Raw genomic sequence first — 13,982 nt, forward strand, 5'->3', positions numbered from 1 at the left:
CTAAATACTTAAACCAACTCCCATATTCAAACTTCGAAAGAGCCGCACGCCGCCCGGATTGAATTCAGTCTGGATCTGTGCATGGTGATAGTGACGAACGTAAATTTTCCATTTTTTGCCAAGGCGATAGCCTACTCCGAGCAGCAGTGTGGGTGTTAATCCGCCGACTTTAAATTTTTCTGTAAAAAAATCACCTTCACGGCCCTGCAATTCCCTTCCGCCCCGAAAGGTGGTCTGCAGGTAACCAATGCCTGCCTGCAGTTCCAGAAAAGCCGCTGCAATTCCTTGGCGATACCCCACCGATGTTGCCGCCATCCATCCTGCTTCATTTCCCGAACCATATCGCATGAGCGCTCCATTTTGAAATAGCTGCCCGTGTTTTTTTGCGAAATACACATACTCGCCGCCCAGTTGTAATCCTTTCAGGCCCGAAAACTGCATTCTTATTCCGGGAAGCCTGATCGACCCCGCGTAAGTACCGGTGGTCTGCGTGACGGCTTCCAGGTTAACTGACCAGCGGGATAAATCCGGCCTTCCTGCCTGGGCGAGAACCTGCGTCGAAAGCAGGGCCACTAAAATGATTATTATGATCGTTTTCATCTTTCTTTTTTGGATCAATTGCATGAAGCGTAATCAGGGGTTATCTATAAACTGTTTTACCTTCTCTGCCACCTGATAGCCGGTCTCGAGAATGGATTCATCGGCCGCGCTGGACAAGAATATGCTGGTGGCATTGCTTTCGGGCAGGTGCATTACGACCACCGACAAGCCGCCGCTGTGCCCTGCCATCAATTCGCCGTCTTTGTAGCGGTATTCCCAACCAAGTGCAAAACCCGATAATCCTGCTAGCGGCGTGTAAAGGCGCTTGAAGTTCTGGGCATTCAACAATTGGCTAGTCTGAAGTGCCCGGAAGAACTTGATCATGTCACTCAGGTTACTGCATATCCCAGCTGTGGCATAATCGGCGTAAACGTATTCGGGCGTGAAGCTTTTGCCATCAGGCTCGAAAATCCGGGGCTTGAAAGTGACGACCTCCGACCGATGAGTAATGAAATAGGTGTCTGTCATTGCCAGCGGTGCCAGAATCTTCTCACGAACCACTTCCTCGTAAGGTTTGCCGTACACTTTTTCCAGGATTACAGACAAAAGAACATAACCTGTTTGGCCATAACGCGACTTTGATCCGGCTTCAAAATGCAGGGGCAGTTCTGTGGCAAAGGAAAGGTATTTCCTCCTGCCCATGTATTCCGTTGTGTCCAGCGGCAAAGCCTTATAACTGGCGTTTTCAAGAACATCAGGGATACCATCTGCATGGGAAAGCAGCTGGCTGATGGTTACCCGCCGCCACGCCGCGGGTAGCCAGTCCAGGTAATCGGAAGCTTTGGCCGTTAGTTGTATTTTTCCATCTTCCACCGCCTTCATGACCATAACGCTGGTGAAGAGTTTGGCAGTGGACGCCAGTATAAACAGGCTGCGCTCTGACACAGGTACAGTGCCTTCCGGTACCTCATTGCCCTGGAAGTAAGTGGCTTCCTCCCGACCGTTTCTCACCATAGCCCAGGCCACCGGCGCTTTGAAAGGCAACTTTTTGGCACGTGTACTCACCAACCCGGCGATTTGACTTTCCAGCTCACTGGCATTCGCAGGTGCCAGTTCATACTGCTCGCAAGAGCCGAGGATGAAAATAACGACTGTCGCTATCAAAAATGCTGTTCTCTTCATGGGTTATTGCGTAAAAAGTTTAGCCCTGAATCGCCCGCTGGCGGAAGCCTCTGGCTTGAACTGGGTACCCACACCGACGTTAGTCACCGTAAAAGTGCCCTCAGCAATGCCGTTACTCAGCCTTGTAACCTTGACACTTCCGCCGCTCGGCGTCAAAGGCATATTGGGGCCGGGTATGTAACAGCTGTTGTAACCTGTTCCTGGCGGCAAAAAATGGAACCGTGTCCCGTCTGCGGCCAGATCATAGGCATGGCTCCCCACTTCGCCTTTCCAGGTAAGCAAAAAATGGCCTCCGCCCTCATCTTCGGGATTTGCAAGGATATAGCGGGAGCCCATTTTCACCACAGGCGACGCAGGAAAGCGAACCGGGGCTCCTTCATTAATGCTCAGTTCGATCCACCCGTCCCCCATGACAGATATATTGGACACCAGTAAATAAGTACCTGAAACCGGCGCTTTCAATTCCATAATTACCTTGGCCTCGGCAGTTCCGTTCACCGAAGCAGGTGCTTTGTACTCCACCGTCTGCTGGGTCGACTTCGTGAGATCACCGGGACCGGTCAGTTCCCAGGACTTTACGAACCGGGACGGCAATGGAGCTGGCGTACCCACCGGATAGCCTGGCTCATTGTAGGGACCGCCAGGGTTATTTACCAAGGGAATGAATAAATTGTCCCAGTCGGCCTCGGTAAAGAGCATCGCTTTGATGGTCTGTTTCTGTCCGGTTTCCAGACTTGCTTTATAAGGCGAAAGGGAAATCCTGTTCATCAGCGACCAGTCGCTGAAATGGGTGGTTTTAAAACTCACAGTTTTGGACTGCTCGTTGAAGCTATCTGCACCGACAAACTTCCACACCCCATCTGCCATCTGGTAGGCCAGTCCGAGCGTTTGCAGCAAGCCAACACTGTCGGCATAGCTGGCCCAGGAGTAGTTAATGTTGACAGGCTTGGAAAATGTCTGCCCATGCGGCGTGAGCCTGAATGCAGTCCCAATACCTGCAATGTTGGTATTCGAAACCGGCTCTATTCCAACCGTAGTGTTTGACGAAATAGCTCCCTGTGGAATGTCAATGCGTATTCGCCCATCAGCAGATTGCAGCGACCCGCCGGCCGGACCAATGGTCTTAGTAACCGCAGCCCCAACCGGCATTCCGACCGGCCGCACCAGCGGAGTTATTGCCGGCGACTGCTCCGGCTGGTCAATATCCTCGCGCTCACAGCCGAGCGGGAGAAGTGCTGTTAACGCGATCAATAGCAGGTAACAGCTTCGATTGATTTTATTTTTCATGGCTTTTTTAAAAATGAATTGTTAAAACGTGTAATCAATAGGTAAACACGGTCCGTATCACGTGCGTATCCGCTTTGGTCTGCGTAGACCGGTATTTGGTCAGGAGTTCCTTCGGGTAACCGTCCGCGTCGTAGGTGTATTTGAAATCATAAGCTTCAACCAACGGCCGGCCGCCGCTATAATGTTTCCGGGGGAAAACCATATTATGTCTGGTGTACTGGTTAAAAAACAGATCGGGGATTTTCAGTTGCGCATAAGGATTGATGGCGAAATCGAAGTCGTAGTAACCTTCCTCGCGGCCTCCGTTGTGGCTGACATAAACGTCATGGAAGGCGCTCCCCCCGGACATGGTTTTGGAATAATAATCGGTGTATTTCCCATTTTCGAGTTGGTACTGGACGTCGATGCGGTATGCGTGTTCAGCTCCAGAATCCGTATCCAATTTGAAGTAACCCGCTGTGACTGAGATTTTATCAGAACCTTTCATTTCTTCCAGCGCCACCACGCGACCTTTATTATCGTAGCGCGCAGTCAGCTTTTTTTGCATCGTATTACTTTCATCAAAAGATTCGATAGAAGTAATGTTGCCGTTTGTGTAGTTGAAAATGTCTTTTTGCATCAGGTAGGTGGATTGGTCTGCCCTTTTTCCCCATATTTTCCTTTGCAGGATTTCTCCGTTCACGAAGTACTCGTAATCTGTCTTGGTCTGCGGCCTGCTCACCCCGTCTACTATTTTCAATTCCACCACGGATTTCAATTTCTTGCCCGCGACTTGTCCGCCCATCGTGTACAATGCATTTTCCTGCACTTCCGCCTGTGTCAATGTGCGCTCCGCGTAGCTTCCCCATTTGGAGACCGAAAGGTGAAACCTTACCGCTTTCGCTGGCAGATAAATCGCCTGGGTACCCGCCGCCAGATAATGTATCTTGTAATCCATTTCATTTTTCGCGTCCCAGCTTTTTACGATCAGTTGCGCGGGGATGCTGTCGTACAGTATCTCGCCAACTTTGATATGCGCACGGATAAATACACGCTTGTCCATGGGTGGCTGATCGTCGCCGGTTTTTTTTCCAAAGGCCCCGGCGGGGTATCCGAAGCTCTGAGGGGTATCAGTATTACCTACAGGAAGCACTTCGAGTCTGACCTCCTTATCGGCTTTTTCCTCCAAAATCAGCGAAACACTCAGCGGCTTGGTAATTTGGGCTGCTTTTGATGATCCCGCTATGGGCGTAGCAAATTGCGTTGCCCCCGAGTCGTCATTGATGATCAGCCGCTGTATCTTATAAACGCCCTTTGGCAACTTTACGAAAGGTGTGCTGCATTGGTTTTCAAAGAGCACCCGGGTAGTCAGGCTGATTTGCTTCTCTGGTATTTTCGGATTTTCAATTGTGACATAAGCGGTAAGGTTTTTTGAACTGTTCCAATGGCCGCTCAGGTTTTCAAAAACCAGCTTGAAATTTCTCTGCATGACGGAGTCGACGCGGTCGGGGATGCTGATATCCGGCTCAATCAGGTCTTTTTTACAGGAGAAAAAAGCGAAAAATAATAAAAGGAAGGTTGGGAACTTGATAAACTGTTTCATGGCTGATAGTAATGCAATTGTGACTTTTTTAAATGGATATTAATTTTTGGACATAGCAATACACGTACGGAAAACCGTATCAAAAATGACATTGAGAAATGTGACTTAAGTCAATTGACTGACTGGGTACCAGTTGCTGAATGTATGCTGCCCTTGCTTCTTACGGTTTGTTTATAACAAAATTTAACGGAGATCCATATACGAGGTTAGCGTTCTATTTTCAGACGATCCGATTTTTTAAGGCCTTGGCCACGGCCTCACTCTTTGAATTCACCTGTAGTTTTTCGTAAATATTCCGGATATGCGTGCGAACCGTATCAATGGATATCTTTAGATCGGCTGCGACCATTTTGTAGCTGTTGCCATCCACGAGCGATTTCAGCACGGCTTTCTCCTTTTCGGTGAGGCCATAGTTCTCGTCACCCGGCGACATTCCGACAAACATCTGAAGTACCTGTGTTGCAATGGAAGAGTTCATCGGAGCCCCGCCTTCATATACGTCCCTGATCGCGCTGATAATGGCCGAAGGAGTGCTTTTCTTCAGCACATACCCATTTGCGCCGAGCCGGATCGCGTCATAAATATTCCGGTTATCATCAAAGACTGTGAGCATGATGATCTTAACCGACTGGTTCTTTTTCCGGATCATCCGTACCCCATCTATGCCGCTGGCGCCGGGCATATCAATGTCCATCAATACCACGTCCGGTTTTAAAAGGGCCACGTCCGCAGCCGCGGATTCGCAATTTCCAAACTTTCCTACCATTGTGAATTCCTCTGTGCCATCCAGCAGCAGGCCCATCGTTTCCCGAAATTGCTCCACATCATCGTAAAGAAGTACCCGTATCATCTTTATTTTTGCGTTTTTCTAATTTGGTTCATTCATCGAATCGATTTGACACTGCAAAGATCATAGCCAAGGCATTGGAAAACAACGCATATTCATGCGATAGGCATCAACAAGTTAATGGTGGTGCCTTTGCCAGGTTCGGAAACGACCGACAACTTCCCGTTTACATTGCCTGCACGGATCTGCAAGTTTTTCAAACCGTTTCCTCTTAGGGTACTGCCTGGTTGGGGCATCTCGAAACCCACGCCATCATCTCCGATCGTTAACCTCAGTTCCGAACCGTTTTTTGACAACTTGATTACCACCATACCGCACTTGGCATATTTCACGATGTTATTGAGCACCTCTTTAAAAATCAAGAAAATCTCCCGCCTGGATTCCATCGAAAGGTGCAATTCCAGAACAGATGGCTCTGTTTCAAAGCGGTAGTCAATTTGTTTGGGTTCCAAAACGGTTCCGGCTGTTTCCTTCATGCGCGCCACGATCTTTGCGATGCTGTCATTCACAGGGTTGATACTCCACACAATATCGTCCATGGCTTCCATCATCTGGCGGGTACTTTGGCTGATCGTGTTCATGTATTGCTTGTTTTTCACTTCGTCAAGCGACTTCTGCTGCAGCGCGATGGTGCTTAAGATGTTGATTGTACTCAAGGTCGAACCCATGTCATCGTGGAGGTCGCGGGCCAGCCGGTTCCGGACTTTTTCAATATGCAACAGTTTCTGTAGCCTTAGCCGGTGCAGGTAAAAAAGCACGAAACCCGCAGCGGTGGCAACCAGCATGTAAAACCAGATCGTCTTCCAAAACGGCGGTTCGATCCTCAAAGCCACACTGGTTGTGGCCGGAGAATAGTCGCCCAGCTCATTTTTGGCCCTGACCATAAAGCGGTAATGCCCGTCAGGCAGAAAATTGTAGCTCACCTGCCCGCGTGCCGACAGCCGGACCCAAGCCGTATCAAGCCCCTCCATCTTGTATTCATAGCTGATCCGTTCTCTATGTGCAAAGCTGATTGCAGCAAAATCGATCTTGAAACTGTTATGCATATAAGGTAATGTGATCATTCCTGGCCGCAATAGTGAATCCACCGAAAGGTAACGGTTGTTCAACTGAAAGCCGGTGATGGTTACGTTTGGCGGAATTTGCGCCGTCTTATACTCTTCCGGATCAAAAATGACCAGGTGCTGATTTCCTCCGAATGCCAGCCTCCCATTTTTAAGGATGGCACTTCGTTCAGGAACATAGCCGTTGTTATGAATGGTGACGAGTCCGTCTTGCTGGGTGTATTTGGTCAGCAACTTAGTCGACGGGTTGAACTTATAGATCCCCGAAGCGCCGCCGACCCATATGTTCTGGCGACGGTCCTGTTGAAGAGCGAACTGGGTCCCCGACAAGCTTTCAGTATGTTCAACTTCAAAATTGACTTTGTACGTCTTTGGATTAATCGTGCCCAGGTGCTCTCCGGCAAGAAACACCAGCGAATCGTGAACCGGCAGTATATCACGGACACCGGCAATATGGCTGGACCCTGCTTTTTGGATATCGATCGTCCGCATGATCTTACCCTTCTGCGCATCAATGATCAATATACCTTTCCCGCTCACTGCCACCCACAGCCGGTCGCCGGGTAAAAATACCATCCGGTTTATTGGCCCACCCAGTGAGAGCAGCTTCTGAGGAGAGATATCCGACAAAGATTTCGATGGATCGTATCGCCAAACACTTCCATTTTCGAGCCCGATCCAGAGCATGCCCTTGTGATCTTTGGCAATTTGACGTACGCGGCTGTTCTCAAATGCTTTTGGAGCATATAGCACTGCCTTTTTGCTCACAGCTTCATATCGGGCGATCTGTCCCTGATCACAGCCTGCCCAAACGTTGCCCTGGTCATCTTCGCAAAGTGATAATATCCGCTGCGTCGCATCACCTAGCTCGTTAAATGCCTCTACCGGAGCTACATGTGCGCCGTTCATTTCATTGCTCAGCAGAAAAGCCCCCCTTCCCCAGGTTCCTATCCATAGCCTGTTTTGCCGGTCTGTCAGCAAACTGCTGATCGAAGCCCGTCGTTTTTCCTGGCTCAGCAGTATATGGGTGTATTTGTATCTGTTGCCGGCAGTATAATACAGCCCATTGTCGGTGGCCACCCATAAGATACCTTCTCTGTCCTCAAAAACCCCTGCAATGGAATTGAAATGAATGCCGTAAGGATTATTTATCGGCGACCTCAGATCTGCAAAATATTTTCCATGGTGGCCGCGGAAGTAATTGAGTCCGTAGGCTACGGTAATCGAGTCCTCATAGTTGCCAAAACCGTACACCTCAAAAAAATTGTCGTTCCCGGGGTTGTTCATGCCGAGTGTGTCGCTGGTAAATTTCCCTATGTTCCTGTCAAAGCAGAAAAACCGGGTTTTCGATGGTTCAGTGGCGACCATCCAGTACCGGTTTTTGCGGTCAATATGCAGCCTGGCGATTGTAGGCGGGAGCTGTCGGCTGCCAAGCATCGGCTCGAACGGTTTACTTCGGGATCGCGAATGATAGGTTTTTGTTTTTTTATCCCAAAAGCCAAAATCGTTCTGTGACAAAACCCAGAACCTGCCCATGCCGGGATCCGGCACTACATCGGTCACCTGCAGGAAATCAGGTAAGGAAAAGGGACTACTGCTTCTCGAAAAACCGCCTTTCGCCGCATCAAAATACTGACAATTTTTACCTCTGCAAACCAGGAAAATCCGACCTTCATCGTCTTTGCGGAGCCATATCTTAAATGGCCCATATATCTCTTTGCTCCCTTCATAGGGAACATAGCGTACCGAAAAGTTATTGAGATCCAGTATCCCCAGTCTGCTGCCCGACCTGATCCATACCTTTCCATCTCCATCTTCCAGTACCTGATCGACACGTTCTTCCAGGACAATCCGCATACTGACACCGTCAAAACGCTGCAAGCCACTTTGCGTACCGATCCACAGATAACCCGTTTTGTCCTGCCAAACACAAAGTACGTTGTTGGAAAGCAAGCCTTCTCCGATAGACAACCGGTTGAAAATATAGTTTTGCGCACAGCAATATTGGTTTGCCAGCGAAAAGATAATGACGAAGAGTGCCCTGAAAATCATACTGCAAAGTTAACAGAATCCAGGAATGAGCTCATCGCATAAGTATGCTGGACCCGGATGTATCGACAAGAATACTACACCGAATCTACATACGGGTTTGATTTTTCCAAGTGGCGCCATAGACACGGATATAAGAAAAACACATTGCCTTAGCTGCCTATAACTTTATTTCAATCGTATAAATGACAGCTCCCTTCCTTCTTCCTCCTTCGTCTCTTGCTCCTCCCCTATTCCGCCCTCAAAGCCTTCACCGGATTTGCCAACGCTGCTTTGATACTTTGAAAGCCGACGGTTGCGAGGGCTATGGAAATGACGGATATGGCCGCAACAACGAATATCCACCATTCGACACCGATCTTGAATGCGAAGTTGGCCAGCCACTGGTTCATTGCGTACCATGCCACTGGCAAGGCGATAATAATTGCGATGATCACAAGGAGCAAAAAGTCCTTTGACAAAAGCGACACCACCCGTAAAACACTGGCTCCCAAGACTTTCCTTATACCTACTTCTTTGGTGCGTTGCTCTGCAGTATATGAAACAAGGCCTAAAAGCCCCAGACAGGAAATCAGGATAGCCACGCCAGCGAAAAAATTAAATAATTGGCCTGTCTGTTGGTCAGCTTTATATAGCTGGTTATAATCTTCATCCAAAAACGCATACTCAAATGGATATTCAGGCATGTAAGTCTTCCATATTTTTTGTGCAGTTGCAAGTACAGTTGTTGCAGATTCACCCGTTGTGCGAGCCAGAACGACAGTATTTTCCTTTGGATTACTATATATTATCAATGGCCGGATCTCCTCGTGAGCCGGTGCAATATTGAAATCTTTCACGACGCCTATAATCGTACCCTCAATCCCGTTGTCCTTGAATCTCCTGCCGATCGGATTTTTTATACCAGTAAGTTTCACCAGCTTTTCGTTCAATATAAAATGAGCAGAATCAGCCGCTGTTCCGTCAAAGTTTCTACCCGCCAAAAGTTTAATGCCAAAGTCTGGAATAAAATCCTTATCCACACTGGTGTGAGCCAATATCGGTGTGCTTGCCGGATCTTTGCCGTCCCAATCCGCGGATGCCGTACCGCTTCTAACGGCGATGGGCCTGTCACTCGAAAGGGTTACGTCCTTGATACCGGACTCATTCATTAAAGCCTCTTTGAATTTGGATGCGTGTTTTCCTCCATCGAAGCTAAAAACCTGCTCCCGGTTGAAGCCTAAATTTAACTCACGCATATATCGCAGCTGCCTCGCAACTACTAATGTACTGATTACCAATACGGTGGTCAATACAAACTGAACCACTACCAACCCCTTTCTCAGGCCTGCGTCACTATGCCGGCTTGACCGTCCACGCAGTGCGCTGATAGGGCTGAACCGTGCAACAAGAAATGCCGGATAGATTCCTGCCAGGAGGAACGTCAGCAAAAGCGATCCTGATAAAACAAGCCATGCTTGTCCGTCAAGCAACGAAAAATGGCCTGTCTTTCCGGTAATATTAGCGTAATAAGGAAGAAGTAATTGAATAAGAGCAACTGCCAGCACCAAAGACAATATCAAAGTCATAGCCGACTCGACCAATAATTGGCTTGCTAATTGTTTGAGTTGCGCTCCGACAGCTTTTCGAATCCCAATTTCTTTGATGCGTCGGGAAGCTCTTGCGGTAGTAAGATTGACATAATTGATACATCCGATACTCAACAAAAACAAAGCGATCAAGCCAAGAATCTGAACTTGTTGAAGTGCGGAACTAGTTCCTTCATCCATATTGTACAAATGGATTTGGCTAAGTTCCTGCAATTTATAAGTGGATGGATCCTCGCTCGGATCCACTATTGCACTTTTTATCGCGGTCAGCTTTTTACCGATTAATTCCTGATTAGCTCCTGGCACCAACTTTACATAAGCAGTAAGCCAAACGTCACTCCAGTTCTCGTCGAAAGATTTTCCTGGATGAGCCTTTTTAAAAGCCTGCTCCGTCATTGAAAACGGCCAGTATATCTCATAGCGCAGCGACGAATTGTCGGGATTATCGGCCAACACGGCGCTCACGGTAAATGTCTCATTATTCTCGACACTGCTAAATACTCGCCCAATTGCGTTCGCCGATCCGAAAAACTTTCTGGCCACCTTCTCTGTCATTACTACCGATGAAGGTGTGGTAAATGGACGGGTTCGATCGCCATATAGCACTTTTAAACCGGAGAACATCCGCAGGAAATTATCGTCGGCATAAGCCAGATCCCCTTTCTCTGTAAAAGTTTTCCCTTTAACCCGAAAAGTATGACCTTCATAGAAGGTGGTAATTCTTGTAACCTCCTCCACTTCCGGTAAAGATTGTTTCGCTTTAACCGCCAGAGGGGCCGGAGTGTCTTCAAACGATTCCTCATCCTCCCCTTTCCCGAAATGCGAATTGATCCGGTAAATACGATCAGCGTCAGCATGAAAACGATCAAAACTAAGCTCATCTTTTACCCACCAAAAAAGTAGCAAGCTCACTGCCAGTACCACTGCAAGCCCACCAATATTCAAAGCCGAATACCACCGGCCCTTGATCAAATTTCTGAAGGCGATTTTTAGATAGTTTTTGAACATATGTAGGAAGAAAGGAGGAAGGGAGGAGGGATGAAGGGAGTACCTCGATCCATCTTCACTTCTTTGTTAAAAGACAATCTCGTAATTCGTTTATTATCAATTATATTCAAAACCTGTTTATCGACAATATCTGTTTCTTGCCACCCCTTCCTCCCTTTTGTCCTTCATCCCTTTCCTCCCTTTACGTTCAACTCATTCACTTCGCAAGCTCTTTACTGGATTTACCAACGCTGCTTTGATACTTTGAAAACCAACTGTTACTACTGCTAATAATATGGCCAGGAAGCCTCCGATGGCATATATCCACCATCTGATTTCAATCCTGGTTTCGAAGTCTTTGAGCCAGTTGGTCAGGAAATACCATGCGACCGGGCAAGCTATCAGGATTGCTATAAAAACGAGCTTCAGGAAATCGTAAGAAAGCATACTCACGATGCTGGCAACCGATGCCCCAAGTACTTTCCTCACTCCTATTTCTTTAATACGCGTTTCTACGGTAAATGTGGCAAGACCGAAAAGACCAAGACAGGCGATGAATATAGCCCATACCGATGCAGTCGTAAATACCTGGCCATACTTTTGCTCTGAAACATATTGTTTGCTAAAATTCTCGTCGACAAAAAAGTATTCAAATGGGTTGCCACCAAAAAAACTTTTATAGAGCGTTTCCAATTTGGCAATTTTGCTACCAAGTTCGTCCGGAGTGAGTTTGATGGTGATATAGGTGTTGCTGTTTTGGGGATAAAAAATCGTTGGTGCAATGGCCTGCTGCACGCCCACATGGTGATAGTCTTTGACCACGCCAATCACCTCGAGATATCTTTCGTCCCACCGGATCTTGTTCTTAACAGCTTCTTCCGCGGAACGGAAGCCAAATTGCTCCACCGCACGCTCGTTGAGCAGCACTTTGCTATTGTCGTTCCATTCTACATTAGCTTCCTCAGGCGTAAAATTCCTTCCGGCTTTCAGGCTGATCCCATAGGTTTTCAAATAACGATCGCCAACAATTGCGAAAGAATAGGACTTTAATTCGTCCCCTGCCTTGGACCCTGGCTGAGTGAATCCGGAAGTCTGGAAATTGTACCAGCGTCCGGGAACTGTACCCGACAAACTATAATCTTTGACAAAACTTTGTTGCTCCAGCTCGTTCCAAAACGCAGCCTGGCGCGCCTTGTAAGAACTATCCTGCCCGGCTTCCGGTCCGCGCACCACCAATAGCTGATCGATATTGATACCCAAATTCTGGTTCTGCATAAACCTGAGCTGGGTATATATTACAATGGTCGCCAATATCAGAACAATGGAAATCGAGAACTGCGACACAACCAGCGACTTCCTTAGAATCGCACCCGTGGAAGTTTTGGTGAAGCTGCCTTTCATGATTTTCACCGGGTTGAAATTCGACAAAGCATATGCCGTATAAGCTCCGGATATCAACGTCCCGGCAACCAAAACGCCAAGGCCCATCCACCATATTGAGGAATGGAGAATAGATTCAAGCGATAGATCCATTCCAATCAGCTCATTGAAAAACGGCTGGATGATTTGTATCGAAAGGATTGCCGTCAGCATACTGAGTACAGTAACCAGCACGGACTCGCCAAGAAACTGGGTTACCAAATTGCCCGAGGTAGCGCCGATTACCTTGCGAACGCCCACTTCATTTGCACGTTTTAGTGAGTTAGCAGTCGATAGATTGATATAGTTAAACCAGGCAATGCTCAATATCAAAACCGCAATAATCAGCAACATATATACATACTTCAAATTCCCGACCGTCTGGTAAGTCTCAGTCAGACTCGCGGCCAAATGGACGTTGGAAAATGGCTGCAATCTGAATTTGATACCATCTTTGTCTTGCTGAAGGCCATCCCGCATCCTGGTCAGTTTCTGATCAAGCCCCTTGTAGTCAGTATTTTTAGATAACAAGAAAAAGGTATTAAATCCCTGTTCATCCAAATTATCAATATCTGCGTCCTGGGCGATGGTTGCAACCGAAAATACCATATCATACTTGATATCGGAATTCTCTGGCATCTCATAAACTGCTTCCACCGAAAAAGGAGTGGTACCGTATTGGTTAGAAAGCGTCAGGGTTTTGCCCAAAGGATTCTGAGTTCCAAAATATTTTGTAGCTGTCTTCCTTGAAAGAAAAACCACCTTCGGTTTGCTCAACGCTTTTTTGTCGCCGCTAAGGATATTGAACGTGAAAAAATCAAAGAAATTTCCGTCTGCATAGCTGACATTAGCTTCACGAAACGACTCTGCATTTTTGCCTTCCTTCTTCACAATACCCTGCCCACTTCCCTCAGTAAATCGACAAAAATCCTTGATTTCGGGGAAGGTGCGCTTGGCGATAGTGGCCCAGCCAGGTTCAATTTCTCCCCAGGTTTCACCTTTTTGACCCAGGTTTAGCAGCCGATACATCTGCGGTAAATTGGTATGGAACTGATTCACGCTTTTCTCAAAACTCACATATTCCAAAATCAGCACGAAAGCAGCGATTCCCATGGCAAGCCCGCCGATATTGATAAAGCTGTAAACCTTATTCCGAAAAAGGTTTCGCCAGGCTATTTTGAAGTAGTTTTTGATCATGACCTTAATAATTTATATGTAGTCAGGTTGAATTGTTTTTAATAAAGGCCAAATGCATGCCAAAAACTAAGTAGCTCATAATAAGGAAGATATAAAAATAAAACGTCCACTTATTGTTCAAAATCGAACGCTCAGCGGACGTTTTTTACAGTCAAAAGGTTAAGAGGTGAACGGTTAATGGACCCATTTCGGACCGTTTTAAACATCGTCTTTTGGGATACAAAGATGGCATCAAATTG

General features: G+C 47.3%; 8 protein-coding genes. All 8 read right to left on the minus strand.

Annotated features, from left to right (window positions below):
- The gene (locus AC1XUD_RS24235) at positions 1-600 is read right to left on the minus strand and encodes a hypothetical protein (protein WP_483363625.1); all 600 of its coding nucleotides are present in this window, start codon (positions 598-600) and stop codon (positions 1-3) included.
- Positions 601-633: 33 nt separating this feature from the next.
- Complete coding sequence (locus AC1XUD_RS24240; RefSeq protein WP_483363626.1) at positions 634-1,722, minus strand: serine hydrolase domain-containing protein; 1,089 nt, start codon at positions 1,720-1,722, stop codon at positions 634-636.
- Positions 1,723-1,725: 3 nt separating this feature from the next.
- Positions 1,726-3,009, minus strand: coding sequence for a hypothetical protein (locus AC1XUD_RS24245; RefSeq protein ID WP_483363627.1), 1,284 nt, complete (start codon positions 3,007-3,009; stop codon positions 1,726-1,728).
- 34 nt (positions 3,010-3,043) lie between these two features.
- The gene (locus AC1XUD_RS24250) at positions 3,044-4,591 is read right to left on the minus strand and encodes a hypothetical protein (RefSeq protein WP_483363628.1); all 1,548 of its coding nucleotides are present in this window, start codon (positions 4,589-4,591) and stop codon (positions 3,044-3,046) included.
- 220 nt (positions 4,592-4,811) lie between these two features.
- Positions 4,812-5,441, minus strand: coding sequence for a response regulator (locus tag AC1XUD_RS24255; protein ID WP_483363629.1), 630 nt, complete (start codon positions 5,439-5,441; stop codon positions 4,812-4,814).
- Between the two features lie 92 nt (positions 5,442-5,533).
- The gene (locus AC1XUD_RS24260) at positions 5,534-8,554 is read right to left on the minus strand and encodes a sensor histidine kinase (RefSeq protein ID WP_483363630.1); all 3,021 of its coding nucleotides are present in this window, start codon (positions 8,552-8,554) and stop codon (positions 5,534-5,536) included.
- A gap of 227 nt (positions 8,555-8,781) precedes the next feature.
- The gene (locus AC1XUD_RS24265) at positions 8,782-11,148 is read right to left on the minus strand and encodes an ABC transporter permease (protein ID WP_483363631.1); all 2,367 of its coding nucleotides are present in this window, start codon (positions 11,146-11,148) and stop codon (positions 8,782-8,784) included.
- 192 nt (positions 11,149-11,340) lie between these two features.
- Positions 11,341-13,743 (minus strand): ABC transporter permease, encoded by a 2,403-nt coding sequence (locus AC1XUD_RS24270; RefSeq protein WP_483363632.1) that lies wholly within the window; start codon positions 13,741-13,743, stop codon positions 11,341-11,343.
- Between the last annotated feature and the right edge of the window lie 239 nt (positions 13,744-13,982).

The sequence above is a fragment of the Dyadobacter sp. HNCC25DJ184 genome (genome assembly GCF_056895215.1).

Excerpts from the sequence above, each read along its gene's own strand:
- AC1XUD_RS24235 (WP_483363625.1), bottom strand. The coding sequence starts at position 600 with ATGAAAACGATCATAATAATCATTTTAGTGGCCCTGCTTTCGACGCAG.
- AC1XUD_RS24240 (WP_483363626.1), bottom strand. The coding sequence starts at position 1,722 with ATGAAGAGAACAGCATTTTTGATAGCGACAGTCGTTATTTTCATCCTC.
- AC1XUD_RS24245 (WP_483363627.1), bottom strand. The coding sequence starts at position 3,009 with ATGAAAAATAAAATCAATCGAAGCTGTTACCTGCTATTGATCGCGTTA.
- AC1XUD_RS24250 (WP_483363628.1), bottom strand. The coding sequence starts at position 4,591 with ATGAAACAGTTTATCAAGTTCCCAACCTTCCTTTTATTATTTTTCGCT.
- AC1XUD_RS24255 (WP_483363629.1), bottom strand. The coding sequence starts at position 5,441 with ATGATACGGGTACTTCTTTACGATGATGTGGAGCAATTTCGGGAAACG.
- AC1XUD_RS24260 (WP_483363630.1), bottom strand. The coding sequence starts at position 8,554 with ATGATTTTCAGGGCACTCTTCGTCATTATCTTTTCGCTGGCAAACCAA.
- AC1XUD_RS24265 (WP_483363631.1), bottom strand. The coding sequence starts at position 11,148 with ATGTTCAAAAACTATCTAAAAATCGCCTTCAGAAATTTGATCAAGGGC.
- AC1XUD_RS24270 (WP_483363632.1), bottom strand. The coding sequence starts at position 13,743 with ATGATCAAAAACTACTTCAAAATAGCCTGGCGAAACCTTTTTCGGAAT.